This is a genomic window from Ensifer sp. NM-2, assembly GCF_003024455.1.
Taxonomy (GTDB): domain Bacteria; phylum Pseudomonadota; class Alphaproteobacteria; order Rhizobiales; family Rhizobiaceae; genus Ensifer; species Ensifer canadensis.
Window position 1 is genome coordinate 298,652 of record NZ_PVZR01000006.1, and the last position, 25,909, is coordinate 324,560.

At 61.2% G+C, this 25,909-nt stretch carries 23 protein-coding genes and 5 pseudogenes; 14 read left to right on the top strand and 14 right to left on the bottom strand.

Annotation, left to right across the window (positions count from 1 at the left end; translation table 11 throughout):
* Positions 1 to 3 precede the first annotated feature (3 nt).
* From C6558_RS15080 to C6558_RS15090, 3 genes are read left to right on the top strand one after another with little or no spacing between them, the layout of a single operon-like run.
* A complete protein-coding gene (locus C6558_RS15080; RefSeq protein WP_051509248.1) occupies positions 4 to 1,083 on the top strand; it encodes an ABC transporter ATP-binding protein in 1,080 nt (359 codons plus the stop codon).
* Entirely contained in the window at positions 1,080 to 2,258 is a 1,179-nt protein-coding gene (locus C6558_RS15085; RefSeq protein ID WP_025429175.1) for an ABC transporter permease, read from the top strand. Before C6558_RS15080 ends, C6558_RS15085 begins: the two co-directional genes overlap by 4 nt.
* 3 nt (positions 2,259 to 2,261) lie before the next feature.
* The gene (locus tag C6558_RS15090; protein ID WP_025429174.1) at positions 2,262 to 3,044 is read left to right on the top strand and encodes an ABC transporter permease; all 783 of its coding nucleotides are present in this window, start codon (positions 2,262 to 2,264) and stop codon (positions 3,042 to 3,044) included.
* An 82-nt stretch (positions 3,045 to 3,126) separates the two neighbouring features.
* Here the strand turns inward: C6558_RS15090 and C6558_RS40795 are convergent.
* From C6558_RS40795 to C6558_RS15150, 11 genes and pseudogenes are all read right to left on the bottom strand, one after another.
* A pseudogene (locus tag C6558_RS40795) lies at positions 3,127 to 3,246 on the bottom strand (NADPH-dependent FMN reductase); the annotation flags it as partial.
* 37 nt (positions 3,247 to 3,283) lie between these two features.
* Positions 3,284 to 4,576, bottom strand: coding sequence for an amidohydrolase family protein (locus tag C6558_RS15100; protein ID WP_107027493.1), 1,293 nt, complete (start codon positions 4,574 to 4,576; stop codon positions 3,284 to 3,286).
* Positions 4,573 to 5,514, bottom strand: coding sequence for an ABC transporter permease (locus C6558_RS15105; protein WP_107027494.1), 942 nt, complete (start codon positions 5,512 to 5,514; stop codon positions 4,573 to 4,575). Before C6558_RS15105 ends, C6558_RS15100 begins: the two co-directional genes overlap by 4 nt.
* A gap of 1 nt (position 5,515) precedes the next feature.
* Complete coding sequence (locus C6558_RS15110; RefSeq protein WP_025429171.1) at positions 5,516 to 6,565, bottom strand: ABC transporter permease; 1,050 nt, start codon at positions 6,563 to 6,565, stop codon at positions 5,516 to 5,518.
* Complete coding sequence (locus tag C6558_RS15115) at positions 6,555 to 8,084, bottom strand: ABC transporter ATP-binding protein (RefSeq protein WP_025429170.1); 1,530 nt, start codon at positions 8,082 to 8,084, stop codon at positions 6,555 to 6,557. Before C6558_RS15115 ends, C6558_RS15110 begins: the two co-directional genes overlap by 11 nt.
* Before the next feature lie 133 nt (positions 8,085 to 8,217).
* Positions 8,218 to 9,243, bottom strand: coding sequence for a BMP family protein (locus tag C6558_RS15120; RefSeq protein WP_107027495.1), 1,026 nt, complete (start codon positions 9,241 to 9,243; stop codon positions 8,218 to 8,220).
* A 375-nt stretch (positions 9,244 to 9,618) separates the two neighbouring features.
* Positions 9,619 to 9,771: pseudogene (locus C6558_RS41410) on the bottom strand (FAD-linked oxidase C-terminal domain-containing protein); the annotation flags it as partial.
* 49 nt (positions 9,772 to 9,820) lie between these two features.
* The gene (locus C6558_RS15135) at positions 9,821 to 10,069 is read right to left on the bottom strand and encodes an FAD-binding protein (RefSeq protein ID WP_025429167.1); all 249 of its coding nucleotides are present in this window, start codon (positions 10,067 to 10,069) and stop codon (positions 9,821 to 9,823) included.
* Between the two features lie 44 nt (positions 10,070 to 10,113).
* The gene (gene gfa, locus C6558_RS15140) at positions 10,114 to 10,695 is read right to left on the bottom strand and encodes an S-(hydroxymethyl)glutathione synthase (RefSeq protein WP_025429166.1); all 582 of its coding nucleotides are present in this window, start codon (positions 10,693 to 10,695) and stop codon (positions 10,114 to 10,116) included.
* Between the two features lie 156 nt (positions 10,696 to 10,851).
* A pseudogene (locus tag C6558_RS15145) lies at positions 10,852 to 10,987 on the bottom strand (S-(hydroxymethyl)glutathione dehydrogenase); the annotation flags it as partial.
* A 74-nt stretch (positions 10,988 to 11,061) separates the two neighbouring features.
* A complete protein-coding gene (locus C6558_RS15150) occupies positions 11,062 to 11,217 on the bottom strand; it encodes a hypothetical protein (protein ID WP_199197035.1) in 156 nt (51 codons plus the stop codon).
* 52 nt (positions 11,218 to 11,269) lie between these two features.
* Here C6558_RS15150 and C6558_RS15155 point away from each other — a divergent pair, with 52 nt between their 5' ends.
* Genes C6558_RS15155 through C6558_RS15165 form a run of 3 tightly spaced genes read left to right on the top strand, consistent with a single transcriptional unit; the run spans position 11,270 to position 14,172 of the window.
* The gene (locus C6558_RS15155; RefSeq protein WP_107027496.1) at positions 11,270 to 11,884 is read left to right on the top strand and encodes a TRAP transporter small permease; all 615 of its coding nucleotides are present in this window, start codon (positions 11,270 to 11,272) and stop codon (positions 11,882 to 11,884) included.
* Positions 11,884 to 13,146, top strand: a complete 1,263-nt coding sequence (locus C6558_RS15160; protein WP_025429163.1) for a TRAP transporter large permease — start codon at positions 11,884 to 11,886, stop codon at positions 13,144 to 13,146. The genes C6558_RS15155 and C6558_RS15160 overlap by 1 nt, the downstream gene beginning before the upstream one ends.
* 30 nt (positions 13,147 to 13,176) lie before the next feature.
* Complete coding sequence (locus C6558_RS15165; RefSeq protein ID WP_057220361.1) at positions 13,177 to 14,172, top strand: TRAP transporter substrate-binding protein; 996 nt, start codon at positions 13,177 to 13,179, stop codon at positions 14,170 to 14,172.
* Between the two features lie 155 nt (positions 14,173 to 14,327).
* Here the strand turns inward: C6558_RS15165 and C6558_RS15170 are convergent, their stop codons facing one another.
* Complete coding sequence (locus tag C6558_RS15170) at positions 14,328 to 14,606, bottom strand: GNAT family N-acetyltransferase (protein WP_057204785.1); 279 nt, start codon at positions 14,604 to 14,606, stop codon at positions 14,328 to 14,330.
* Positions 14,607 to 14,668: 62 nt separating this feature from the next.
* Positions 14,669 to 15,043 (bottom strand): annotated as a pseudogene (locus C6558_RS15175) (integrase); the annotation flags it as partial.
* 123 nt (positions 15,044 to 15,166) lie between these two features.
* Here C6558_RS15175 and C6558_RS15180 point away from each other — a divergent pair.
* The 8 genes from C6558_RS15180 (at position 15,167) to C6558_RS15215 (ending at position 25,491) form a co-directional block, all read left to right on the top strand.
* Positions 15,167 to 16,264 (top strand): branched-chain amino acid ABC transporter substrate-binding protein, encoded by a 1,098-nt coding sequence (locus C6558_RS15180; protein ID WP_025429159.1) that lies wholly within the window; start codon positions 15,167 to 15,169, stop codon positions 16,262 to 16,264.
* A gap of 47 nt (positions 16,265 to 16,311) precedes the next feature.
* The gene (locus C6558_RS15185) at positions 16,312 to 18,780 is read left to right on the top strand and encodes an adenylate/guanylate cyclase domain-containing protein (RefSeq protein ID WP_107027497.1); all 2,469 of its coding nucleotides are present in this window, start codon (positions 16,312 to 16,314) and stop codon (positions 18,778 to 18,780) included.
* 738 nt (positions 18,781 to 19,518) lie between these two features.
* Positions 19,519 to 20,778: an ABC transporter substrate-binding protein gene (locus C6558_RS15190; RefSeq protein WP_107027498.1), complete on the top strand. Its 1,260-nt coding sequence runs from the start codon at positions 19,519 to 19,521 to the stop codon at positions 20,776 to 20,778.
* A gap of 121 nt (positions 20,779 to 20,899) precedes the next feature.
* The gene (locus C6558_RS15195) at positions 20,900 to 21,823 is read left to right on the top strand and encodes a carbohydrate ABC transporter permease (protein WP_107027499.1); all 924 of its coding nucleotides are present in this window, start codon (positions 20,900 to 20,902) and stop codon (positions 21,821 to 21,823) included.
* A gap of 7 nt (positions 21,824 to 21,830) precedes the next feature.
* Positions 21,831 to 22,691 carry a carbohydrate ABC transporter permease gene (locus C6558_RS15200; RefSeq protein WP_107027500.1) on the top strand — a complete coding sequence of 287 codons (861 nt, stop codon included), beginning with the start codon at positions 21,831 to 21,833 and terminating at the stop codon, positions 22,689 to 22,691.
* Positions 22,692 to 22,695: 4 nt separating this feature from the next.
* Positions 22,696 to 23,757 (top strand): ABC transporter ATP-binding protein, encoded by a 1,062-nt coding sequence (locus C6558_RS15205; RefSeq protein WP_107027501.1) that lies wholly within the window; start codon positions 22,696 to 22,698, stop codon positions 23,755 to 23,757.
* The gene (locus C6558_RS15210; RefSeq protein ID WP_371412270.1) at positions 23,744 to 24,514 is read left to right on the top strand and encodes a formylglycine-generating enzyme family protein; all 771 of its coding nucleotides are present in this window, start codon (positions 23,744 to 23,746) and stop codon (positions 24,512 to 24,514) included. Before C6558_RS15205 ends, C6558_RS15210 begins: the two co-directional genes overlap by 14 nt.
* A complete protein-coding gene (locus tag C6558_RS15215) occupies positions 24,493 to 25,491 on the top strand; it encodes a ScyD/ScyE family protein (protein WP_107027502.1) in 999 nt (332 codons plus the stop codon). The genes C6558_RS15210 and C6558_RS15215 overlap by 22 nt, the downstream gene beginning before the upstream one ends.
* Before the next feature lie 79 nt (positions 25,492 to 25,570).
* On the opposite strand, the pseudogene C6558_RS15220 reads toward C6558_RS15215, so the two are convergent.
* Positions 25,571 to 25,811, bottom strand: a pseudogene (locus C6558_RS15220) (carbonic anhydrase); the annotation flags it as partial.
* Between the last annotated feature and the right edge of the window lie 98 nt (positions 25,812 to 25,909).

Genomic DNA, 25,909 nt, shown 5'->3' on the forward strand with positions numbered 1-25,909 from the left:
GCGATGGAGCCTTCCGTGGCCGAGTTCATTCGATTTGACCGCATCACCAAATTCTACGGCCCGCTCTGCGTGGTTGAAAACCTGGCTCTCGGCATTGGCAAGGGCGAGTTCGTAAGCCTGCTCGGCCCCTCCGGCTCCGGCAAGACGACGATACTGATGATGTTGGCGGGTTTCGAGCAGCCGACCTCCGGCAATATCCTGTTGGACGGGACCGCGATCAACGACGTGCCGACCCACAAGCGGGACATGGGGGTCGTCTTCCAGAGTTATGCCTTGTTCCCGCATATGTCGGTCGGCGAGAACGTGGCCTTCCCGTTACAGATGCGTGGGCTGGGCAAGGCGGAGATCGCCGAGCGCGTGGCGCGAGCGCTGGACATGGTGCAGCTGTCGGCCTTCACCGACCGCCGGCCTTCGCAACTCTCCGGTGGGCAGCAACAGCGTGTGGCGCTTTCCCGCGCGCTGGTCTTCGAGCCGCGCGTCGTGCTGATGGACGAGCCGCTAGGCGCGCTCGACAAGCAGTTGCGCGAGCAGATGCAGCTCGACATTCGCGACCTGCACCGCCGCCTTGGCGTGACGATTGTCTTCGTCACACATGACCAGTCGGAGGCGCTGACCATGTCGGACCGCGTCGCCGTCTTCAACAAGGGTAAGATTGAGCAGATCGGCACGCCGCGGCAGGTCTATGACGAACCGGCGACGCGCTTCGTCGCGGAATTTATCGGCGAGACCAATCTGGTCGAGGGTGTCGTCGAGGCGGTGCAGGGGCAGGAGGCGACTGTGCGCCTGCGGTCCGGCGCGCATATCGTTTCGGCCGTTTCCGGCAGCGTCGCCTCCGGCCAGCCCGTCTTTCTCTCTATCCGGCCGGAGCGGGTCGATCTCAGCGAAACGCGCGGCGAAGCGCGCAATTGCCTGGAAACGGAGGTGACCGATTCCGTCTATCAGGGCGATCATCTGCGTGTGCAGTTGCAGAACGCAGCACAACCGCTGATCGCCAAGCTCGGTCGCCGGTCACGCGAATTCCCGCCGGGCACCAAGGTCTATGCGGCCTTTTCAGCCGGCGATTGCCGGGTCATCGCGCCATGAGTGCAGTCTCGTCCCGGACCGGGCGGTCGCTCGTTCTTCTTGCGCCGCTGCTTCTCTTCCTCATCGGCTTCTTCGTCTGGCCGCTGTTCAGCATGATGTCGCAGGCGGTGTCGGATCCAGCCGTGCTGCGCCTGCTTCCGCGAAGCGCCGAAGTACTGACGGATTGGGATCGAAAGTCGCCGCCGACCATGCCCATGCAGATGGCGCTGATGGAGGACCTGAAGGCCGTCGATGACGACCAGGCGCTCGGCGATATGGTCCGCCGCCTCAACAGCGCCCGTTCCGGCTTCCGCACGCTCATGTCCAAGACGATCAGCGCGCTCGACGACACGGCGAACCCGCCCGCCGACCTCGTGTCCATCGACAAGCGTTGGGAGAAACCGGAATTCTGGCTGGCCATCGCCGATGCGCTCTCGCCGCTCACCGATCGCAACCTGCTCGCCGCAGTCGATCTCGGCCGCAATGCCGCCGGCGATATCGAGCACCTGCCAGCCGACCGGTCCGTCAACCGCGTTATCCTCGTGCGCACCTTCTGGATCGCCGCACTTGTCACCTTCGCCTGCGCCGGTATCGGCTTCCCCTATGCGATGATCGCGGCTTCGCTGACTGGCTGGAAGCGCGACCTGATGCTGGCTGCCGTGCTGCTGCCGCTCTGGACTTCGCTTCTGGTACGCACCGCCGCCTGGTTCATCCTGTTGCAGGAAAAAGGGTTGATCAACGACCTCCTGCAAACGCTCGGTCTGATCGATGCGCCGCTGCCGTTGATCTTCAATCGCACCGGCGTCATCATCGCCATGACCCATGTGCTGCTGCCTTTCATGGTGCTGCCAATCTATTCGGTGCTTATTACCATCCCGAAGAATCTGATGCCGGCGGCCGCCTCGCTCGGAGCGCCGCCTTGGCGCGCGTTCCTGCGCGTGCTGCTGCCGCTGAGCCTGCGCGGCGTCGCCTCCGGCAGTCTGCTCGTCTTCATTTCTGCAATCGGCTACTACATCACCCCGGCTCTGATTGGCGGGCCGGGCGACCAGATGATCAGCTCGATCATCGCCTTCTACGCCACAGGTTCTGCGAACTGGGGCATGGCCGGGGCGCTTGGCGTCGTGCTGCTTGTCGCGACGCTGCTCCTCTATAGTGTCTATGCGCGGCTCTCCACTGACGAGCCGGGGAGGCGCTAGGTCATGCCGATGAAGCTCACCAAGTTCGCTTTCGCCTCGCTGACGATCCTCTTCCTCGTCGCGCCGCTCATCGCCATCCTGCCGCTCGCCTTCACCTCGAGCGTCATCCTCACCTACCCGATCCCGTCCTGGTCGCTGCGCTGGTTCGAGGAATTGTTCACGGCAGATGCCTGGCGGCGGGCGATCTTTAACAGCCTGATCATCGGGACGGGCACGACGCTGCTCGCCACCGTGCTTGGCACCGCCGCCTCGCTCGGCCTGCGCAACCGCCTCCTCTTCTTCCGCGGGTCAATACGCACGCTCTTTCTACTGCCCATGGTGGTGCCCGCTGTCGTGCTCGGTGTCGGCATGCAGGTGCTGCTCGCGGGTTTCGGCCTGACGAACAGCTATGCCGGCGTGATCATCGCCCACACTGTCGTCGCCGTGCCCTTCGTCGTGGTCAGCGTCATCGGCGCGCTTGCCGGCATCGACGAACGCGTGGAACTCGCCGCACAAAGCCTCGGCGCTTCGCCCGCAACGGTCTTCCGCCGCGTGACCCTGCCGCTCGCCATGCCCGGCGTGCTCTCCGGCGCGGTGCTGGCCTTCGCCACCTCGCTGGACGAGGTTGTGCTGACGCTCTTTGTCGCCGGTCCCAACCAGCGTACGCTGGCCCGGCAGATGTTTTCGAGTATCCGTGAGAACATCAGCCCGGCGATTGCGGCAGCGGCCTTCCTCTTCATCGTCGCGACAATTCTGATCGGCCTCGCGGTTGTGCTGTCTCGATCTGTGCTGGCGAAGCGGCGTTAGACAAATTTGCGCGTCCGGGATGAAAAGATCGTTGAAGGCTTTGGATACGTAAAGGGATAGATAAGCGCGCTGATGCCGGCCCGAGCAGCCAATCGATCGGGTTTTTGAGGCTGCAGGGAATGCTGCGGACATATTCAGGGCTCGAAATGATCAGCCCGTCACTCGCGGAAATTTTCTCGATGAACCGGATGACGCTCTGGGGTATTCGGGCCCTCCCGTTCTGTTCTCGTCCAGTCCGTTCAGCGTGGCTGCGGTGGCACGATGTGGCGGCGGTTGATGGTCGGCGGACGGCCCTTGATGGACAGCGCCGTATCGCGCTTCTCGCGTTCAGCCACGACCTTGCCCTTCGCCACGACACAGAGCCGCTCGGCGCGCAGGCGCACCGCCTCGATGGGGTTACCCGCGTCGAGCACAACGAGGCTTGCCGATTTGCCGACGGCTAGACCGAGATGATCGAGTCCCATGATCTCGGCATTGACCTTGGTGACCATGTCGAAACAGGTGCGCATGTCCGCGGGCGAGGACATCTGGGCGACGTGCAATCCCATGAAGGCGACATCGAGCATGTCGGCTGTGCCGAGGGAGTACCAGGGATCGAGCACGCAATCCTGACCCCAGCCGGTGCGGATGCCGGCCTTCAGCATTTCGGGCACTCGCGTCAGGCCACGCCGCTTGGGATAGGTGTCGTGCCGTCCCTGCAGCATGATGTTGATGAGTGGATTGGGGATCGCCGAGACCCCGGCTTCCGCAATCAGCGGCAGCAGTTTCGAGACGTAGTAGTTGTCCATCGAATGCATCGAGGTAAGGTGCGAGCCGGCCACCCGGCCTTGCAGGCCGAGCCTCTGGGTCTCATAGGCAAGCTGCTCGATATGGCGCGACAGAGGATCGTCGGTCTCGTCGCAATGCAGGTCGACCATCAGGCCGCGCTCGGCCGCGATCTCGCAAAGTTCGGTAACGGAACGCGTGCCGTCGGACATGGTCCGCTCGAAATGCGGGATGCCGCCGACGATATCGACGCCCATGTCGAGGGCGCGGATGGTGTTCTCGCGCGCATTCGCCAAGCGGTAGAGCCCGTCCTGCGGGAAGGCGACGAGCTGGAGATCGATATAGGGCGCGATCTCCTTCTTGACCTCGAGCAGCGCTTCGACCGCAAGAAGGCGGTCGTCGCAGGTATCGACATGGGTGCGGATGGCGAGGAGGCCCATCGAGACCGCCCAGTCGCAATAGGCCAGCGCGCGTTCCTTGACGGCCTCGTGGGTCAGGAGCGGCTTGAGTTCGCCCCACAGCGCGATGCCTTCGAGCAGCGTGCCTGAGGCATTGATACGCGGCAGGCCGTAGGACAGCGTTGCGTCCATATGGAAATGCGGATCCACAAAGGGCTGGCTGACGAGGTTGCCCGAGGCATCGACGACACGACCGGCCCCGGCATCGATACGGGGCTCGATCGCGGCGATCCTGTCGCCCTTGATGCCGATATCGGCGACGGTTCCATCGGGCAGCGTGCCGCCCTTTACGATCAGGTCGAAACTCATCTTTCGCCTTTCTGGTACGGGATCATCAAAGCTTTGGGATAGGTGGCGCGGCGTGCGACCAGGATCAGCGCCAGGATCGACAGCGCATAGGGCATCATCAGGAAAACCTGATAGGGCACGATACCGCCCGATATCTGCTGCAGGCGAACCTGATAGGCATCGAATGCGGCAAACAGGATGGCGCCGATCAGCGCCTTTCCTGGCCGCCAGGAACCGAAGACGACCAGCGCGATGCAAATCCAGCCGCGCCCATTGATCATCTGGAAGAAGAAGGAATTGAAGGCCGAGATGGTGAGAAAGGCGCCGCCGACCGCCATCAGCGCGCTACCGACGGCGACGGCGCCCATGCGTATGCCAGTGACCGAAATGCCTTGCGCCTCGACCGCCGACGGGTTTTCACCCGCAGCGCGAACGGCAAGGCCAATGGGGGTGCGATAGAGGATCCAGGCGACGGCTGCGACCGACACGAATGCGAGATAGGTCAGCGGCGTCTGGGTAAACAGCGCCTCACCAACGACAGGAATGCCGGACAGGCCCGGGATCGGCAAGGGCTGGAACGGCTCGATCTTGGGCGGCGACGTCACCTCGGGCAGCGCAAGACGATAGGTGAAATAGGTAAGGCTTGTAGCAAGCAGCGTAACGCCGATGCCGACGACGTGTTGCGACAGGCCGAGCGGTACCGTGAGCGTGGCGTGCAGCAAGCCGAACATGGCACCGACCAGGGCAGCGACCAGCACGCCGGCCCAAAGATCGCCGCCAGAATAGACGGTGAACCAGCCGGCGAAGGCGCCTGCCGTCATGATCCCCTCGATCCCGAGGTTGAGGACGCCCGCGCGCTCGCAGATCAACTCGCCCATGGTTGCGAAGATCAGCGGCGATGCTATGCGGATGGCGGCGACCCAGAAGGAGGCGGTGAAGAGGATCTCAATCGCGTCCATGTCACCTCCACCTTATCCGGAATCGCGTCAGAAGGATCGCGACAACCATCGTCAGCAGCGAGGTGGCGACCATGACGTCGGCTATGTAACTCGGCACTTTGGCCGCACGGCTCATGGCATCGGCGCCGACGAAAATGCCGGCGACGAAGATGGCCGATGCGATGACGCCGAGCGGGTTGAGCATGGCCAGCATCGCGACGACGATGCCGGAGTAGCCGTAGCCCGGCGACAGGTCGAGCGTCAGGTTGCCCTTGAGCCCCGAGACTTCTGAAAAGCCGGCAAGTGCGGCCAACCCGCCCGAAAGCAGCGCCGTCTTCATGAGCGTGCGGTTGACCAGAATGCCGACAAAGCGTGCGCCCTCGGCATTGAGGCCGACGGCGCGCATTTCGTAGCCGAGAACCGTCTTTTTCATGACGACCCAGACGAGAACGGCCGAAGCAAGGGCAATGACGAAACCATAGTGCAGGCGCTTGCCCTGGATGAGGCGTGGCAATTGCGCTTCGGCGATCACCTTCTGCGATTGCGGCCAGCCGAGCCCCATCGGATCCTTGAGCACACCTTCAAGCAGCATCGACACGAACAACAGGACGATGAAGTTGAGCAGCAGCGTGGTGACCACCTCATCGACGCCGAAGCGGGTCTTCAGCACGGCCGGGCCAAGCAGAAGCATTGCGCCTGCGGCCATGACGGCGGCCATGATCACCGGGATCAGAATGACCGAAGGTAGCGGCAGCGCGCCGGTTCCCAGCACCACGGTGACGACGCCCCCGATGTAGAGTTGCGCTTCTGCGCCGATGTTCCAGAGCTTGGCCCGGAAGGCGACGGCGATCGCCAAGCCCGTGAAGATCAGCGGCGTCGCGCGGGTCAAGGTTTCCATGAGCGCGAACTGCGAGCCGGCCGCACCCTTGGCCACAAGATAGAAGACGGACAGTGGCGAAGCGCCAGCGGCAAGAACCAGCATCGACGTCAGCAGCAGCGTGGTGGCGATGGCTGCCAGCGGAAACAGCAAGGTGACCGTCAATGACGGTGCGGGCTTCGGCTCAAGCCGCATGATCGCTGGGCTCCCCGCTGTGGCCTGCCATCAGCTCCCCCAGTTCCCGAATGCTGCGTTCACCGCGCGAAGACGGCGTCGATAAGCGCCCCTTGGACATGACGATGATGCGGTCGGACAATGCCAGGATTTCCTCAAGGTCCTCCGAAATCAGCAATATCGCCGCGCCCCTTTCCCGCGCTTCAAGCAACATGCGGTGAACATAGGCGACGGCGCCGACATCGAGGCCGCGGGTCGGCTGGCTTGCAAGGATGACCGCCGGGTCGGGATCAAGGGCCCGGCCGAGGATGAGCTTCTGCATATTGCCGCCCGAGAGCAGGCGTATGCGGGCCTCGGGCGAGGGGCATTTGACGTCGTAGTCGGCAATGAGTTTCTCGGCGAAGCGGCCGGCGGCTTTCCAGTTCAGGAAGCCCATGCGGTTGAACCGCGGGCTCCGGTAGCGTTCGGCGATGACGTTCTCCGCCACACTCATGTCGCCGATGCTGCCGATAGCGTGGCGGTCTTCCGGAATGCGGGCCACGCCATGGGCGAGCGCAGCGCGCGGCGACCAGTCAGCGACTTCCTGCCCGGCGATGGAAATGCTGCCGCCGGTTGGACGCCGGATGCCGGCGATGAGGCCGGCAAGGACAGCCTGACCATTGCCGGCAACGCCGGCAAGGCCGGTGATTTCACCAGCTGTCAGCGTGAGCGACACCTTATCGAGGCCGGCTCCGTTATACGGCGCTGTTGAGACGCCCTCGAGCGCCAGCAGCGGTGCGCCCAGTTTCACCGGGCTGACCTCCGCCGGCTTGACCTCCTGGCCAACCATGAGGGAGGCCAGTTCTTTGCGATCGGTCGAGCCTGTCTCGCGCTCGCCGACGAGCTGGCCGGAGCGCAGAACCAGTACACGATCGCTGACAGCCATCACTTCGTGCAACTTGTGGGAGATGAAGATGATCGACAGGCCCTTGGCGACGAGCAGTTTCAGCGTTCGGAACAATGCGTCGGTCTCGGCGGGGGTCAGAACAGCCGTCGGCTCGTCCAGGATGAGAATGCGGGCTTCGCGATAAAGGGCCTTCAGGATCTCGACGCGCTGGCGTTCGCCGACCGAAAGGGTGGAGACGGTGGCCGCGGGATCGACGGCGAGGCCGAAATCGGTAGACAGTTGCGCGATGCGCCGCCGCGCTGCGGCCCGGTCGAGCCGCATGCGCCAGAGGCCTTGCGTGCCAAGCGCGATGTTTTCCTGCACCGTCATGTTGTCGGCGAGAGTGAAGTGCTGGTGGACCATGCCGATGCCGGCATCGAGGGCTGCGCGCGGATCTCCCGGCGGAAGCGGCTTGCCAAAGGCCTCTACGGTTCCTTCGTCTGCGATGTAGTGGCCGAAGAGAATGTTCATCAGCGTCGTCTTGCCGGCGCCGTTCTCCCCGAGAAGCGCGATGACTTCGCCCCGCTTCAGGTCGAAGGAAATGGCCTCGTTGGCTCGGAGCGGGCCGAAACGCTTGCTGATGCGTGAAAGACGAAGGGCGGGATTGCTTGACACATCGGTGACCGGAAGTGGCGTTGCGGGGGAGGCTTCCTTTCCCGTCCAGGGAGGGAATGGTCGCTGCCGGCGAAGGGTAATCCCTCGTCCGGCATTGCCAACCACCTCTCCCATGAACGGAAGGAGAAGAGGGCTAGCTCGATTTTGGCTCGGCGTCGTTGATCTCGACGGCGAACGAGCCATCCTTGATCATCTTTTCCTTCTCCGCGACCTTGGCCTTGATGTCGTCCGGAACCTTGCTGTCGAAGGTGCCGAGAGGCGCGAGCGAACAGCCGCCATTCTTCATGAAGGAATAGACGCCGTAGTCGTCGGCCTTGAAAGTGCCGGCCTTCACTTCGGCGATAGCCTTGTCGAGTGTCGGTTCGAAATGCCACAGCGCGGAGGCGACAACGGTGTCCGGATAGTCCGCCTGGGTATCGATGACATTGCCAATGGCCAGGACTTTCTTCTCCTTGGCGGCGTCGGACACGCCGAAACGCTCGGCATATAGAAGGTCCGCACCGCCATCGATCTGGGCGAATGCGGTCTCCTTGGCCTTGGGCGGATCGAACCACGAGCCGATGAAGGCGACCTGGAACTTGGTGTCCGGGGCCACTTCATTCACGCCAGCCATGAACGCGTTCATCAGCCGGTTGACCTCCGGGATCGGATAGCCTCCCACCATGCCGATGTTCTTGGACTTGGTCATTGCGCCGGCGACCAGGCCGGACAGATAGGATGCGTCCTGGATATAGTTGTCGAAAACCGAAAAGTTCGGCACGGCGGCATCGGGCTTGAAGCTCGAGCCCATCAGGAAGGCGACGTCAGGATAGTCTTTGGCGACGGCGCGGGCGGCATCCTCGACGCCGAAGACCTCGCCCAGGATCAGCTTGTGGCCGGCCTCGCAATATTCGCGCATGACGCGCTCGTAATCGTTGTTCGCGGTGTTTTCAGAATAGACATATTCGATGTCGCCGCGCTCCTTGGCGGCATTCGCTGCCTTGTGGATACGGCTGACCCATTGCTGCTCGACCGGGACGGTATAGATGGCCGCCACTTTTATCGGGTCCGCAGCGAACGGACGGCTCGGCAGACCCGCCGCGGCCACCACGGCGGATGCGCCAGCAACTTTCATCAGGGTTCTTCTGGAAATGGCGGAATTGAAGGAATTGCTATGCATTAAATTCCCCTCTGGTTGATTGCGCGTTTTGGAACGCGTCTTTTTTACCACTTGGTCAATGTAGGTGAAGTTGGAGGTTGCAGCAATTGGGTGCCGCGGAAAGTTCGCCGCAGGCAAGGGAAGCAAAACGCGGGATCACGAAGGCCGCTCGATCGTGAATTCCGCGCGTGAGCCCATCGCGGCGCTGAGCAAGGGCCTGCCGCTGTTCTCCGAAATCGCCGCGCCGACGCCTTTCATGCTGATGAGCTCCAAGGCCCTTCCAGGGGGACGGTGGCGCAGATCTATCGGGCGGCGTGAACCGGTCGCCGAAGGTCCGGTTGCCGGCAATAAGCTAAGGGCGACGTATGTGGCCGACAGTGACCCCACTCTCTTGGTGCCGATCCCATGCTCGGGAGAGAACGACCTGCCGATCGTGACTATGTCCCTGTACAGCACCTCCTCAATGGCTTTCGCCTTTTCGCACGGAATGTCACGGCTGGCGGCGTTGAGCACGATATGGAGATTTCCGTCAGCAAGATGTCCGAACACGTAGGGATCGAACGTGGCATCCAGTCCCTTGAGATCTGCAAGGCAGCGATTAGGACATCGCGCCGCCTACGAGGCCGGTTCGTCCCCCATAGGTGACGAGCGCAACCCCGTTGGCGAGGCAACATTTGACGACGGCGGCAACCTCCTCGGTGGATCTCGGGAGGACGGCGGCGCCTGCTCCGAGATCTTTAGGTGCGACTCCGTGGTCGATCGTGGAAACGGCCTCTCCGTCCTTGAGGTTTCCTTCACCGACAGTTTTACGGACTTCGCCTTTGAATTCGGGATGCAGGCTAGGCATTCGGGTGGATATCGAGAACGATAATGTACTTTCGGCAAAGTCGTTCAGGCCGTGTCCGCTTTAAACGCGCCACTCTTCTTTGCCGTCCAGGTGGCGATGAAGTCCATCAGGCCAGGGTTGAGGCAGTCATAGGGCTCGATACCAAGGTCTCGCAGGCGGGCACGCACGCCATCCATCTTTGCCGGATCGTATCCGCTTTCGATGATCGAAGACACGAAGGCCGCAAACCCCGGCTTCGCCCAGCCCGTTTCCTGGAACCGCTCAGGATGCAAAAAGGAAAGCCCCTTGAACGGATGGTCGCGTTCGACCGGGCCGTACATGTGCACGCCGCAGTCCTTGCAGGCGTGGCGCAGAATAAGAGCGGCCGGGTCCACGACAGCAAGCTTGTCGCCGTTTTCGAGTATCTCGACATTGTCCGTCGGCGCGACGGCGACGACCGAGAAGACAGCACCATCGGGCTTCCAGCACTTGGTGCAGCCGCAGGCATGGTTATGGGCAATGTCGCCCCTGATTCGAATCTTTACAGGGTTGTTCGCGCAGTTGCACACAAGTGTGCCGCCCGAGAAGGCCGCGTCGGTCGCCTTGAAACCGGAATCGAGGGATGGATGTATTGCAACGCTTGGCATGGGCTTCTTCTCCTTCATGGCCGGCGCGGTATGCCCGGCAGATCACTGGCATCGCCGGCGGACGCTTGGCGATGTGATGAACGGATTGCATTCGTGATGCGGTCTTGAACCCACGCTCAGTATACCACGACGCTGCGGGTGCTTTCGCCGGAATGCATTGCCGGTGCAATCGAACGTATAGTTGGCGTCGCCGATCTGGTCGGCCCCGCGCTTCGTCATGTTGACGAGGTAACGCACGATGTCGTTGCCAACCTGCTTGGGGTTGACGAAGTGGGGTCATACCGAAGCGTTCGCTCTGCCATAATCCACGTTCCATCGAACCCGCGCAGGGCGCGCCAGGAAATCCTGAAGGGCGGAGGCATCGGCTTAGGCGGCCTCAACGCGGTCGCTGGCGAGATCGACCTGCATCTGGTCGAGCGTGTCGTAGGTTTTCAGGACCGCGGACGAGGCGCGCTTTTCCACGAAATGGGCATGGGTCGTGCCGACTCTTAGCCGGCTTGAAAAGCGGTTGACAAAGCGCAACTATGTATACTTTATAAATACAAGAAGTATGCAGCAAGAGGAGGCGCGTGCCATGTCATCGACCGGGGAGCCACGAAACCACCCGCTCTGGGCGGAGAAAATAACAGGATTGTCCCAGGCGCTCCTGCGCGGTGAGAAGTTCCTGGCCGGGATTTTCATAACGGTGCTGCTGGCGCTGATTTTGGTGAATGTCGTCACCCGATTCGCCAAGGTGCCAATCTACTGGATCGACGAGGCCTCGATCTTCTCCATGATCTGGCTTGGCTTTATCGGGGCTTCGGTCATGACGCGGCTGCGGATCGATTTCGCCGTCACGCTTCTGTCGGATCAACTGTCACCCAAATGGGTCGCGCGGCTGCGCGCCTTTTCCACCGCAATATCGCTGACTTTTGCGACCGGCTTCGCGGTGGTGTGCTGGATCTGGCTGGATCCGCTGGGCATCGTTTCCCACGGTTTCGACGCTCAGGCTTTTGCCGCCGAAACGTTCAACTTCCTCTACACCGAGCGAACCCAGACGCTGGAATGGCCGACCTGGATCGTCTACCTGATTCTGCCGATCTTCGCTCTCACGCTCATCGTCCACAATGCTGCAAACCTGCTTGAAGACCTCGGCATCGCGCGCAAGCGCGTACAGGTCTCGCTGACGACTGCAGAAGGAGCCGCCTGATGTTTACCTTCGGCGCATTCGTCGCCCTTATGCTAGTCGGCCTGCCGATCTCCATTGTGCTTTGCCTCACGGCCGCCGCGTATATCTGGCAAAGCGACAATACGGTCCTATTCGTCTCCTTTCCCACCCAAATGTTCATGGGTCTTGACAGCTACGGCTTGATCGCCATTCCGCTGTTCATTCTCATCGGCGAGATCATGAACGGCGGCGGCATCACGCGCCGTATCATCGACATGGCAATGGCATTCGTCGGCGCGCTCAAGGGCGGCCTTGCCTATGTGAACCTGCTCGCCAACATGTTCGTGGCGTCCATTCTCGGCTCGGCCGCGGCCCAGGTTGCGCTGATGTCGCAGATGATCGTCCCGGAAATGGAGAAGAAGGGCTATGACAAGACCTTCGCTGCCGGTCTGACCGCCTATGCCGGCATGCTGGGGCCGATCATTCCCCCTTCCATCATGTTCGTCGTCTACAGCGTCATCGCGCAGGTTCCCGTCGGAACCATGCTGGCCGCCGGTATCATTCCCGGCGTCATTCTTACCATCGCCTTTTGTGTGGTGATCGCGCTTATGGGATACGTCTACAACTACCCGCGCGGCACCAGCCTGCCGATGAGCGAGCGTGTGACCATCACGCTGAAGGCCGCGCCGACACTGATCATCCCGCTGATCATCGTGGGATCGATCGTGACCGGGCTTGCTAATCCGACCGAAGCCGCGGCCATGGGCGTGGTTGCCGCAATCCTCGTCGGGCGTTTCGTGACCGGCGATCTCCGCCTGAAGCAGCTTCCCGAGATGTTCGTCAAGGCAGGGGTCCTGTCGGCCGGCATTCTGTTCCTGATCGCTGCGGCTGCCGTCTTTTCCTGGGTTCTCGTCTACGGAATGGTTCCCCAGCACGTGGCGGAATGGATCCAGACGATCGCGAAAGACCCGGTGACGTTTATGCTGCTGGTCAATGTGATCCTGCTCGTCATCGGCACGGTCATCGATGGCGCGCCGGGGCTAATCATGACCGTTCCGATCCTGCTGCCGATCGCGACGGAAGTCTACGGCATCGATCCGGTGCATTTCGGCGTCGTCGCCGTGATCAACCTGGTCCTCGGCTTTCTGTCCCCGCCGGTCGGCTTGAATTTCTTCATTGCCGCCGCAGTAACGGGGGCGAAGCCCGGCAAGATGTTCATCGTAACGCTGCCGTTTTTCCTGATCTGCTGCGTCATCCTCGTGCTGCTTTCGATCTTCCCGGCACTGTCGACCTACTTCTCCTAACCGATAAACTCACAACAGAGGGAACCTGCCATGAACATTACGCGTCGAACTTTGATGAAGAGCGTCTCGCTGGGAGCCGCGGCGGCTGTCTCCGCACCGTCGATCCTGCGTGCACAGACTGCAAAGATCTATCGTCTCGGCATCACCACGCCACCGGGCCACCCCTGGAACCTTGCGGCTGAAGCCGTCGGCAAGCGTCTTTCCGAAGAAACAAACGGGCGCCTCGCGATCCAGGTCTTCCCGTCGAACCAGCTCGGCAACGAAGGCGCCATGCTGCAGCAGATGCAGTCCGGTGCGTTGGATCTCGGCTGGATCATGACCGCGGAACTCGGCTCGCGCATTCCCCAGATCGCGGCCATCAATGCGCCGTGGCTCGTCAAGAGCACGGAGAAGGTCGCTGCACTCGTTCGTCACCCGGCCGCAATCAAGCTGCTGGACGTACTGCCTGCCCAAACCGGCACGATTGGACTTGGTTACGGCATCACCACCCTGCGCGTCGTCTTCACGGGTCAGGAAACCGGCGGCATTGAAGATATCAAGGGTATGAAGCTGCGTATCAACACGACGCCGGCCTACCGTGACTTCTATCAACTGCTCGGCGCAGCGCCGACGCCAATCCCGACGCCGCAGGTGTTTGACGCTATGTCCAACGGGCAGGTGGACGGACTTGAAGCCGATCTGGATCTCTCCTGGAACCAGCGATATGACAAGGTCGCCAAGACCATGCTGCGCATGAACGCCATCTTCATGCCCTGTGTCGCGCTGGCTTCCGGCCGCATATGGAAGGGCGTTCCCGAAGCGGATCGCGAACTTATCGCCCGCCTGACCCGCGAGGAGCTCGACAAACAGATCGACGCAACCGTCGCAAAGGAAGCCACCCTCCTGCAGAACTTCAAGAATACCGGTATCAAGATCGTCGATATAGACCTGCAGAACACCGCCGAGATCATCGCCGCCTATGACGAGATCTGGCTGCCGAAGGCGCCGGTTCTGAAGGAGCTTCGGGAAGTCGGCGCAAGCCTCTGACGGAAGCAGTTTCACGTAACAATACGGCTTTCCCTCGGGGGAAAGCCGTATTGGCAAAGTCTGACATACCGCCGCCCTTGAGCACGGAACGCCGGAGGCTGAAGGCGGGGATCACACCATTTGCCTGAGACCGTCGGCAACTTGCCGCACCGAACTCATCCATCGAGCATCGCGCTATATTCCGGATGCTTTACCGCGAAGGCGGCCATGAACGGGCATTTGGCGATAATGCGAGCTTGTCTTTGGCGGAGCGTCTCGAAGACCCCACGCGCCAGCCGTGTGCCGATGCCTTGCCCGGAAAGTGCCTGTGGAACCTCCGTGTGGGTGAGAACGACCCGGCCGTCTTCGTTGCGGTAATAGGCAACGGCAAGCTCATCGCCGACAGCAAGCTCGAAGCGTGATGCCGCGACATTGTCGGTGATCGTGCCGTTCATTGTCTCACTCCAATCGTTCTCTTCGGCGGACGGTCGCCTGGGGCGGGTCTCGCTCAATTCAGCGTGCGGCCAAGATGGATCGTCAAACACGACAGGGGAAGGGAATTTTTGCCTTTGCGATCGGCAAAAACTGGCTCCTCGTCGGTCAAATCCTCCACACGCAGGCCGGCGATTTCCGATTGTCTACGTCCACCTGCCTGATCGCGCAGATCAATCAGGCGGTTACTGGCGCAGGTCGCCAGCAACAGGACGAGAGTATCACCCGTAACGGCCTTTTTGCTCTTTCGCTGACGTGGGCGATTGCTGGCTCTCACGGCCAATCTGAGTGCACTTTTAAGCGATGGTGCGTCGAAGTACCCGGTGAGGCCATGCCAGTCCTTCCTTGCCGAGCTCGGCATGCAGTGCTGCGACTGTTTCAGCCAAGAAAGCATTCTGCGCGGGCGGCCCGACGACGCTGACGCGAGGCAAGGCTGTTGCGGAACCGGCCGAGGTATCCGCACTTACGCAAAGGACTGTCGGCATCGACTTGATTAGCGTAAGCTAACGTTAGGGGTACAGTGATGCACCGCGTGGTCACCATAGCTGTTGCCGCGCTTGCGGCTATCTACATCTGCCCCGCGCAGGCGGAGGTAGTGATCGGGGTTTCGGCCGCGATGACCGGACGGCTCGCGTGGATCGGCGAGCAGGGTCAGCGTGGGGCAGAGATGGCCGTAGCCGACATCAATGCGGCGGGCGGCGTCCTTGGCCAGCAGGTGCGCGTCATCAACGTCGACGATTTCTGCGATCCCGAGCAGGCCGTGGCGGCAGCCAAGAAACTGGTGGCTGACGGAGTGGTGTTCGTCGTCGGACATTACTGCTCCGGCGCCTCGATCCCGGCATCAAAGGTCTATGAGGAGGCGGCGGTTCTGCAGATTTCACCAGGATCGACCAATCCGCTGTTGACTGAACAGGGCCGTGACAACGTTTTTCGAGTCATAGGTCGCGACGATAAGCAGGGGATCGTGGCCGGCAACTACCTGGCCGATGAATGGGGCGAAAAGAAAATCGCGATCCTTCACGACGGCACGACCTATGGTATGGGTCTCGCCGGTGAGACAAGAAAGCAGTTGAACAAGCGGGGCGTAACCGAAGCTGTCTACGACGCATACACGCCTGCTAAGAACGACTATTCGGCGGAGATCGCTGCGTTACAGGCCGCTGGTATCGCCGTTTTGTATGTCGGCGGGTATCATGCCGAGGTTGCGTTGATTGTACGCGCTGCACGCGACCGCGCCTACGCGCTTCAGGTCATCTCCGGCGACGCCCTGGCTACCGAAGAGTTTGCGCTGATCGCCGGCCCGGGAGCCGAGGGGACCCTCTTTACGTTCTCCGCGGACCCGCGGCGAAACCCCGAAGCTGCCCCGGTGGTGGAGCGGTTCCGTGCCGAAAACTTCGAGCCTGCAGGTTACACACTGCTGAGCTACGCTGCCGTCCAACTCTGGGCGCAAGCGGTCGATAAGGCAGCCTCGCTCGAACTGCCGGCGGTCATCGCGACACTGCGCGGACAGGAGTTCGACACTGTGCTCGGCCCGGTCGATTTCGACGACAAGGGCGACCTCACGAACCAAAGCTGGGTGTGGTACGTCTGGCGGGGTGGAGAGTATGTGCCGGTTGAATAGCAGCCCGCCACACGCCGCCGCGTCACTTCAGATTAAGTGTCGCCGCGATGCTTGAACGCCTAGGCATACGCGGCCGCCTGTTGCTGGCTTTCTTCGGCATCAGCACCTTCGCGGTGCTCGCGACGGCAGCTGCTCTTTATGCTTTCCTCCAGGTAGGCGAGGTTGTCGACAGCATAACCAAGGATCGGGTGCCGTCGGCGCTGGCGTCCCTCCAACTGTCGCGTCAAGCCGAGCGGGTCGCGGCAACTGCTCCGTCTGTACTGAATTCAACGAGCAAGGTACGGCACAACGAGGTCTCGGCTGCGATCGGGGTCGAGATGGCGCGCCTAGAGGAACTGCTTGCCGCGCTCAAGGGGGGCACGCTTGGCACGGCGGCGGTGGCCGAGATCGAGGCGGCGGTGCTTGGTCTGCGGCGAAACCTCGACGCACTCGACGGCCTTGTCGCCGCCAAGCTCACCATAGTCGCGCGCAAGGAGGAGTTGTTACGTCGCCTATCGGCTACGACAATTGCAGGCCAACGCCTTCTGGCGGCTGGCATCCTGGTGATGAATTCCAAGCTTGCGCAATGGAGAACTGTCGCGGCCGACGCGTCGCTCGCCTCAGACCGACGCGCGGCGGCGACTTCCGACCTGGTCGAGGCGATTAAGGGCTACATCCCCCAGCAGAGGGCACACCAGGAGATATCCGCCGTCAACGACGCGCTGGTTAAGTTGGCGAACGCGCCGACGCCAGGCGATCTTGCATTGATGCTCTTTCCGCTGCGCCGGTCGCTCGCCGTCCTCGAAACGGTTTCAGCCGAGATCGACGAGAAGCTACGGTCCCGCTTCCAACAGCGGGTGGGCGAGTTCAAGGCGCTGATCGATGGTGGCAACAGCATACCGAAGGCTAGACAGGACGAGTTTGCCGTCCTGGCTGAGGGCGAAAAACTTCTGGCCGAAAACAATCGGCTGTCCCGCAGTCTCACCGCTGCTGTCGATCGCCTTGTCGCTGCGGCAAACCGTGAGATCTCCTCGTCCGGTCTCGAGGCCGCGGTCGTCCAGCGCTACGGCACCGGCGTTGTCCTTGGCTCGGCCGTTCTCAGCCTGTTGAGTTCGATTCTGATTGTCTGGCTCTATGTCGACCGCAGTCTTCTCGCCCGTCTGGGAAGCGTGAGCCAGGGCATGCTCGCGATCGCCGACGGCAATCTTTGTGCGCCATTGCCTGCCGCGGGCCACGACGAAATCGGCCGCATGGCTGAGGCGCTCAGGCTGTTCCGGGACACGGCTGTCGAGGTCGAGGAAAAGAATCTGCGCGAGGTTGCTGAAGCACGCCAACGGCTCGTAGATGCCATCGAGAGCATCTCGGAGGGGTTCGCTCTCTATGACGTGGAGGACCGGCTCGTTCTCAGCAACAGCCGCTACCGCGAACTGCTCTACAGCGATGTTGCGATCGAATTGACGCCCGGCACCACATTCGAGCACATCATCCGCCGGTCCGCCGAGCGCGGCTACATCAAGGATGCCGAGGGGCGCCTCGAGGAATGGGTCGCCGAGCGGCTCTCCCGGCACCGCAATCCTGGTGAACCGTGGGTGCAGCGGCGAAGTGACGAGCGATGGATAATGATAGGCGAGCGCCGCATCACAGGCGGCGGCACGGTGGCCGTTTACTCGGACATCTCGGAGTTGAAAAAGCGGGAGGAGAACCTCGCGGAGAAATCCGCAGCCCTCGAGGCGCTATCGAGCAAGCTGGCGAAGTATCTGGCACCACAAGTATACAACTCGATATTCACCGGCCGTCAGGACGTCAGGATCGCCAGCCAGCGGAAGAAGCTGACGATATGCTTCTCGGACATTGCCGGCTTTACCGAGACCACCGACAAGATGGAGTCCGAGGATCTCACCCAGCTCCTCAATCACTACCTGACGGAAATGTCGAAAATTGCTTTGGAACACGGCGCCACCATCGACAAGTATGTCGGCGACGCGATCCTGATGTTTTTCGGGGACCCGGAGACCCGCGGCGTCAAGGAGGACGCGCTCGCCTGTGTTGAGATGGCTCTCGCCATGCAGAAACGGATGAGCGAACTTGCAGAAATCTGGCGCGACATCGGCATTGAAACGCCGCTACGATGCCGCATCGGCATTCATACCGACTACTGCACGGTCGGCAACTTCGGCAGTGAAGATCGGATGGACTACACGATAATCGGCGGCGCCGTGAATCTCGCCTCGCGCCTCGAGCAGGAGGCGCCGGCGGGGGCAGTGCTCATTTCCTATGAGACCTTTGCGCAAGTGAAGGACACAATCGCTTGTGTCGAGCTGGGGCATGTCCAGATCAGGGGTATCGCCTATCCCGTCGCCACATATCGTGTCCTCGATCTGAAGACCAATCTGGTCGCCGCACGCAGCGCCGTTCGAACCGCGCTGCCGCATCTCAGACTAGAAGCGGAACCCGAGTTGATGTCTGCTGGCGAGCGAGATGAAGCCGCGACTGCGCTTCGCGACGTGCTCGATCGACTTTGCCACAAGCCTGGGTAGCGTGGTTCGCGCTCGCACCCGGATCGACGACTACTACTGCGGTCACTTCGTCGACCAGCAGTGATGTATCGTCCCCATCGGGAGCTGAACTGCCCGGGTCTGCTACAGCCTGAGGCCCCCAGCATCGGCGGCTCCAATTCGGGCAGGATCTGCCATGGCCTCAGACGAGGCCTCGGGGATGCGCACAATCTGTGCTGTTCTAGCGATCTAATGATCTATTTTCATTCCCGGCCCATCTGAAACCGTGATGGTGGAACTCCCGTCCAGCGTTTGAACGTGAGCGTGAAGTGCGCGGAATCACCTTTGATGTGGGCAGAGATAACGAATCCGACCACCGCCTCACCGGAGACGAAGCCAATCTATCGCGTTTTTGAGGCCGCCGGGAATGCTGCGGACATATTATGATCCGGATCTCGGCCGGCACAGTCCCTACATTCCTATCAATTGAGATCACATTCCGACGTGGGCGAACATACGACGGTGTTCGGGAATTGAGAATTGTGATCACGCAATATGCAATAGTAGCGAATGCTAATACAGACTCTCAAAATAATGCTCCTGATGTGGTAAAATCGGCTTTGGGAGCAGCGCCGGCTCGAGGAGATGCCGGACGGCGTTTCAAGTTGTCGCGTGTCTGTTCGCATGGGCGTCGAGCTCGCATCTCCGCCGTACCGGATAGGGTAGGGCCCCCTACGAAAAAGCGGCCTTTGGATATCAACTCGGAATGGGAGGTGTACGATGGTTCGCAAACTGTTTCTCGTCTTAGCTGCCGCGGCGTCCGCGCTGGCGATCAACGGGGTCGCATGGGCCGATTTCACAGTCCTCGTGCCATCGAGCAGCGAGGGTGACGGCCTTAGGGCTGCTGCCGACGACTACTCGAAGATGAAGGGCACGAAGGTGGAGATCGTGCAGGCGCCTTATGCCAATGTGTTCGAGCAGGGCGCCAATGCGGGGGCAACCAAATCCGGCGTGTTCGACATCATCTTGATGGATGACCCGTGGATTCCGTTTTTCGCCGAGAACGGACATCTCGAGGATTTGACGCCATACTTCAAGAATGCGGGCATGGAAGGTCCGGACAACGACTTCCTGTCGAAGTCGCTGGCGATCTGTCGCAACCCTTACAATACGGGACCTTATGTGTGCCTGCCCTATGTGGGAAACGCCCAGATGTTCTTCTATGACGCCGCCAAGTACAAGGAAGCTGGCGTAGACGCTCCCAAGACCTGGGATGACGTATTGAAGGCGAGCCAGACCCTAACCAAGAACGGCGGAGGTCGCTATTTCGGTTATGTCTTCCGGGGCGGCCAGGGTAACCCGGTCGTGGCCGACTTCATGCCGATCTTCTGGTCCTACGGCGCCAATATGTTTAACGAGGATCGCACGAAGGTGACGATCGATACGCCGGAGGGCGCGGCCGCGATGAAGATGTTCATGGCGCTCCGCGACGTTTCTCCAAAGGGGATCGAGAGCTACAATGCCAACGAAGTGGGTACGGCGCTTGCTGCTGGTGCCGCCGCCTCGTCTATCAACTGGCCGAACTGGGTTGCGACCTTTGAGGATCCGAGCCAGTCGAAGATGGTTGGCAAGATTTCCTACGCCCCAATTCCGGCGGGGACGAAACCGGGCAGCTCCGAAATTGGCCATTGGACCATGGGCATCATGTCGGCCTCCAAGAATAAACAGGAGGCCTTCGACTTCATGGTCTGGGCGACCTCGGCTGAGCAGATCAAGATTTCCGCCACGCGCGGCAATCCGCCTGTCCGAGCCTCGGTCTTTGGCGATCCGGAACTGACCTCGCAGGAACAGTTCCGACACTATCCGGTGTTGATGGAGGCGATCCAGGCCTCGACGCCTCGTCCACGCCACCCGAAGTGGCCGGAGATCGAGAATGCCTTCGGTATAGAGCTTTCCAAGGCCGTCGCAGGCACGATTACGCCAGAGGAGGCGCTGAAGAGCTCACAGGCAGCAGTCGAAGAGATTACGGGCCTTAAATAGGCGGCGATGCGATCTGCGCGGAGCGGGGTTTTTGGGCCCCGCTCCCATGGTGGTGACGGCAATTACCCGTAGCGCTCGCGGGGTTTGAGGTGCGTATGGACAAGCTGTTCACGGGAGGGAGATGTTGACGCCCGATCAAGGCACATTGACCACGCCGCTTCGCATGGGCGGCGGTCTGGAGCGTTGGGCAGAGCGCCATTTGCGGATCCTCATGCTTGCGCCAACGGTCCTCATATTGCTCGGGCTGACGATCTTTCCCAGCCTCTATATGTTCTATGCCGCGGTTCACAAAATCAGCCCGAACCCCGATCTGCCCTGGGAGTTCGTCGGCCCCGACAATTTTGCTCGACTGCTTTCCGACACGCAATTTCACGTCGCACTCTGGAACACGACTGTCTTTACAGTCGTGGCAGTGACGACCGAATTCCTCCTCGGTCTCGGCCTGGCGCTGCTCCTCGATAAATTCATCCGCCGACTAGCCTTTCTCAAAACCGTCCTGATGATCCCCATGATGCTGCCGCCGGTCGCCGTCGCGATCACCTGGAAGATCATCTACGAGCCACAGTTTGGCGTCCTCAACGAAATCATGTTCCGTCTCGGTCTTCCACTGCAAGCCTGGGCGGGCGACGTGAACCTCGCGATGTTTTCGATCATCGTTGCCGATGTTTGGCAGTGGACGCCCTTCATTTTTCTTCTGATGTTGGCGGGGCTGGCAAGCCTGCCGGTCGAACCCTACGAGGCCGCAGCGCTCGACGGCGCCTCGTCATGGCGGCAGTTCTGGGATCTGACGCTGCCCTTCCTGAAGCCGGTCATCGCCATTGCCTTGCTCCTGCGCGTCATGGATGCGCTGCGCCTTTTCGACCTGGTCTTCATCCTGACGGGGGGAGGTCCGGCAGACCGAACGAAGGTCTTGAGTCTATACATCTATCAGGTCGCCTACCGCTTCGCCGATCCCGGCTACGCTGCGGCGATCTCGCTCTTCGTGCTGTTCGTGACGATCGTGCTGAGCACCTGGTTCATGAAGCGCATGCGGCTGGCGGAGTGAGGCGACGATGGCGACGATAAGAACACGCAGCCGGGTCCGGGAGATGCTTCTCAGACTATCCGCCTATCTGGCGATCCTCATCGCGCTGATCTTGACGCTGTTTCCCGTTTATTGGATCGCGGCGAATTCGTTCAAGTTCGACATCGACATCTTCGCAGTGCCGCCCGAATGGCTGCCGCGCAACCCGACATTGAAGCACTACGACGAAGCGTTCATCCAGCGGCCGTTCCTGCGCTACGCATTGAACAGCTTGCTCGTTGCGGCCGGAACCACGATCATTTCCGTAGGCTTTGGCACGATGGCTGGCTATGCCTTGGCGCGCTTCAGCTATCCGTGGCAGTGGCGAAAGCAGATTTCGTTCTGGATCCTCTCGACGCGCATGATGCCTCCTATCGTCAGCATCATTCCGCTGTACCTGTTTTTCAACTACTTCAACATGCTCAACACGAAGTCGGCGCTCATCGTCGCCTATACCGCCTTCAACCTGCCGTTCGCAACGTGGATGATGAAGAGTTATTTCCAGGACCTGCCGGTCGAACTGGAAGAGGCCGCGATCGTCGACGGGGACACGCGCTGGGGCGCATTCCTGCATGTCGCTTTGCCGCTCGCGCGTCCAGGGCTCGCGGCGACGGCCATCTTCTGCCTGATCATCTCGTGGAACGAGTTCCTGCTTTCCCTGATCATCACGCTCACCGAGCAGTCGCAGACGCTTCCGATCGGCATCGCCGGGCGGGTGACGCAGTACAAGACCTATTGGGGGGAAATCAGCGCCGCCGGGTTCATGGCCTGCGTGCCGATCGTCATCTTCGCTTTCATCGTTCAGAAGCATCTTGTCCGGGGGCTGTCTCTCGGGGCCGTCAAGGGGTGAGACCATGGCGTCCGTCACGTTCACCAATGTCTCCAAGAAGTTCGGCGAATTCATCGCGGTCGCCGACTTCAATCTAGAGGTCCGGGACAAGGAGTTTCTCGTCCTGCTCGGCCCCTCCGGTTGCGGCAAGACGACGACGATGCGCATGGTTGCCGGTCTCGAGGAGGCGACATCGGGCGATATCTACATCGATGCGGAACGCATCAATGGCGTCCTGCCAAAATATCGCGACGTCGCGATGGTCTTCCAGTCATATGCCTTGTATCCGCACCTCAGTGTCGAGGACAATATCGGCTATCCACTGAAGATCCGCAAAGTGCCCCCAGCCGAATACAAGCGACGAATAGCCGAGGTCGCGCGGCGCGTTGAACTCGACACGATGTTGTCGCGTCTGCCGAAGGAACTCTCCGGCGGTCAGCGCCAGCGCGTGGCACTCGCCCGCGCCATCGTTCGCACGCCACGTGTTTTTCTGATGGACGAGCCGCTTTCCAATCTCGACGCCAAGCTTCGCACGCAAATGCGCGCCGAGCTGAAGCATCTCCAGCATGAACTGCAGGTCACGACGATCTATGTCACCCACGATCAGATAGAGGCGATGACACTCGCCCACCGCGTGGCCGTGATGAACAAGGGCGTCATCGAGCAGCTCGGAACGCCGAGGGAAATCTACAACGATCCGCGCACCCTCTTCGTTGCCGGATTTATCGGCTCGCCGCCGATGAATCTGATCCCCGGGGAGGTGACAAACGGCGTGTTCGTTAGGGCCGGCCTAAGGGTGGCGGGTCTTGGGCGGGCAAACATCTCTTCCGCCGTTCTCGGTGTGCGTCCAGAGGACGTCCATGCGGCCGGAGCCGAGGATGCCGACGTCAATCTGGTTGCGCCGATCTATTCGGTGGAGCTCACGGGCGAGAACACGCTTGTAAGCCTGCAGTTAGGCGGCCAACTGATGACTTTGCGCGCCGACAAGAACTTCGCTGGCCAGATTGATCAGCGGATCGGCGTGAAGGTTGCGACCGATCGCGTCTTTCTGTTCGATGGAGGGACACAACACCGTGTCGACTTCTGACATCTGGACAGCGGCGATTGCAATCACAGTGGCATTCGCTGCAGCCGCCGCCGATGCCGGACCCATCGACGGCAATCCGCTGATCGAGATCCCTGCCGGCGCGTTCGTCTTCGGTCGTGACGACGGCCCCGAAAATGAACACCCGCGCCGCGTTCTGTGGGAGCGGGCCTTCGCCATCAACCGTACCGAGATCACGAACCGACAATACGGACGCTTCATCGATCAGACCGGTCACCGCCCCGCCTTCTACGCAAATCACCCGGCTCTGGGATTGGACGACCGGCCGGTCGTCGGGGTGAGTTGGGGAGACGCCGATGCTTTTTGTCGTCACTACGGGTTGGCGCTGCCGTCGGAGCAACAATACGAGAGAGCGGCACGCGGAACGACGGGCAGCGCATTTCCGTGGGGCTCGGCCCCTGGGGACTTGGTGCGGGCAAATTCCGGCGCGGATATCTGCTGCTCCGGCGACGCGCGCGACGGTTATCCGATGACCGCGCCAGCAGAGTCCTTCGCCGATGGCGCAAGCAGCGAGGGCGTCCTCAATCTTGTCGGCAACGTCTGGGAGTGGACCAGTGATGTTTACGCGCCCTATGACGGTGGGGCTGCGGCAAACGTTACGGGGCTATACCGCGTGCTTCGCGGTGGCTCCTGGAACAGCGATGCACGCCACCTTACGACGACCTATCGCCTCGCCTATAATCCGGAATTTCGTTTCTCAGCCAATGGTGGCTTCCGATGCATTCGCTCCGCGGCTTGACAATCATTGCTGGTCTTCTGTTCCTGGCAGTCGGCGCCGGTGCAGAGCCGGCAGTCGCACCCGGTTACCGGCTAGAGACCGTTAACGTGCCGGGTGCCGCGTTCGCCGGTATGTCCCGCGACGGCGAGGCTCTGCTCGTCACCGATCTGGCTAGTGGCCGGCTTTATCGCGGCGACTTGGATGGTAAGCTCGTCACATTCGGTCCGGTCTTTTCGCATGGCCTCGATGTGATCGGCGACCCGACCGGTCCCTACCGTGTCGTGCGTGCCGGTGACGTCCTTGTCGTCGCCCAAGGGTGGACGCCGGCCAACTCCGACGCAGGCCCGTATGATCACGCCCTCGTTGCGATCGATGGGGCTGGCGCGGTCCGCGTCATCAGCAGCGATTTCTGGAATCCGTTCGACTTCATCTTGGCGAACGGCGTTTACTACGTGATCGATGCCGCGCGAAACAGCGTCGAACGGGTGCAAACGGACGGGCAGAAGAACACGATCATGACGTTCCGCCGTATGGCCGAGGCGGCGACGGCACTGCAGGATCTTTCGCCGACAGAGTTCGCGACCGGGAACAGCTATGAAGTCGATGCTGTGCCGACCGGCATCGGGCTGCGCGACCGGCGCCTTTATGTCGCGCTGTTCGGCGGATTTCCTTTCCCTGCCGGTGCTGGAAAGATCGTGTCGATCCCCGAAACCGGTGGCGCGTCAAATCCGCGACTTGACGTCGAAGGCCTGAATGCGCCTGTTGCTATCGCCTTCGACAGTGATGGAGAGATGCTTGTTCTCGAACACGGTATCTACGATCAGCCGGAAGGTTTCCGGAAGGGCAGCGGTCGTTTGCTCAGACTCGACACAATGACGGGCAGCCGAAAGATCATTCTCGACGCTTTGACACGACCGGTGTCCGTCCTCGTCTGGGACGAGCGGCGGCTCGTCGTTTCCGATCTGGGCGGCAACCTCCATTTTCTGACACGTGAATAGGCGCACTGACTACCAGTGTGACGACCTATCGAGGCGAAGACGGTGTCGGGTCGCACTTCAAATGGGCAACGAGTGCTTCACCGCTGACAACTGCGCGAATGCCGCCGCAACCGTAGTAACCGCATATGATGATGTGTTTAACGCCAAGCTGATTGACAGCATATTCCACGACGGACAGCATGGGTCAGTCGGATCGATCAAGTTGGGAGGTTGCGGTGCAAGAACACCTCGCCAGACTCGAGGCCGGCGATGACGTTGGCCGGCACGCTGCTATCGGAACACCCGATCCATAGATACTCTGGCCGCGACACCGACGGTAGCGGAGCGTCAGGATATCGGCATCAAAGCGGCGGTTGTGGAACACGCCGAGAATCAACCCTCTCCGTTCGCTGTGCTTCGAGTTGCCGACGGGGCGCGC

Excerpts from the sequence above, each read along its gene's own strand:
- C6558_RS15170 (WP_057204785.1), bottom strand. The coding sequence starts at position 14,606 with ATGAACGGCACGATCACCGACAATGTCGCGGCATCACGCTTCGAGCTT.
- gfa (WP_025429166.1), bottom strand. The coding sequence starts at position 10,695 with ATGCCAAGCGTTGCAATACATCCATCCCTCGATTCCGGTTTCAAGGCG.
- C6558_RS15180 (WP_025429159.1), top strand. The coding sequence starts at position 15,167 with ATGCACCGCGTGGTCACCATAGCTGTTGCCGCGCTTGCGGCTATCTAC.
- C6558_RS15165 (WP_057220361.1), top strand. The coding sequence starts at position 13,177 with ATGAACATTACGCGTCGAACTTTGATGAAGAGCGTCTCGCTGGGAGCC.
- C6558_RS15105 (WP_107027494.1), bottom strand. The coding sequence starts at position 5,514 with ATGGACGCGATTGAGATCCTCTTCACCGCCTCCTTCTGGGTCGCCGCC.
- C6558_RS15185 (WP_107027497.1), top strand. The coding sequence starts at position 16,312 with ATGCTTGAACGCCTAGGCATACGCGGCCGCCTGTTGCTGGCTTTCTTC.
- C6558_RS15100 (WP_107027493.1), bottom strand. The coding sequence starts at position 4,576 with ATGAGTTTCGACCTGATCGTAAAGGGCGGCACGCTGCCCGATGGAACC.
- C6558_RS15205 (WP_107027501.1), top strand. The coding sequence starts at position 22,696 with ATGGCGTCCGTCACGTTCACCAATGTCTCCAAGAAGTTCGGCGAATTC.
- C6558_RS15120 (WP_107027495.1), bottom strand. The coding sequence starts at position 9,243 with ATGCATAGCAATTCCTTCAATTCCGCCATTTCCAGAAGAACCCTGATG.
- C6558_RS15190 (WP_107027498.1), top strand. The coding sequence starts at position 19,519 with ATGGTTCGCAAACTGTTTCTCGTCTTAGCTGCCGCGGCGTCCGCGCTG.
- C6558_RS15160 (WP_025429163.1), top strand. The coding sequence starts at position 11,884 with ATGTTTACCTTCGGCGCATTCGTCGCCCTTATGCTAGTCGGCCTGCCG.
- C6558_RS15135 (WP_025429167.1), bottom strand. The coding sequence starts at position 10,069 with ATGCCTAGCCTGCATCCCGAATTCAAAGGCGAAGTCCGTAAAACTGTC.
- C6558_RS15215 (WP_107027502.1), top strand. The coding sequence starts at position 24,493 with ATGCATTCGCTCCGCGGCTTGACAATCATTGCTGGTCTTCTGTTCCTG.
- C6558_RS15195 (WP_107027499.1), top strand. The coding sequence starts at position 20,900 with ATGTTGACGCCCGATCAAGGCACATTGACCACGCCGCTTCGCATGGGC.
- C6558_RS15200 (WP_107027500.1), top strand. The coding sequence starts at position 21,831 with ATGGCGACGATAAGAACACGCAGCCGGGTCCGGGAGATGCTTCTCAGA.
- C6558_RS15110 (WP_025429171.1), bottom strand. The coding sequence starts at position 6,565 with ATGCGGCTTGAGCCGAAGCCCGCACCGTCATTGACGGTCACCTTGCTG.
- C6558_RS15080 (WP_051509248.1), top strand. The coding sequence starts at position 4 with ATGGAGCCTTCCGTGGCCGAGTTCATTCGATTTGACCGCATCACCAAA.
- C6558_RS15155 (WP_107027496.1), top strand. The coding sequence starts at position 11,270 with ATGTCATCGACCGGGGAGCCACGAAACCACCCGCTCTGGGCGGAGAAA.
- C6558_RS15090 (WP_025429174.1), top strand. The coding sequence starts at position 2,262 with ATGCCGATGAAGCTCACCAAGTTCGCTTTCGCCTCGCTGACGATCCTC.
- C6558_RS15085 (WP_025429175.1), top strand. The coding sequence starts at position 1,080 with ATGAGTGCAGTCTCGTCCCGGACCGGGCGGTCGCTCGTTCTTCTTGCG.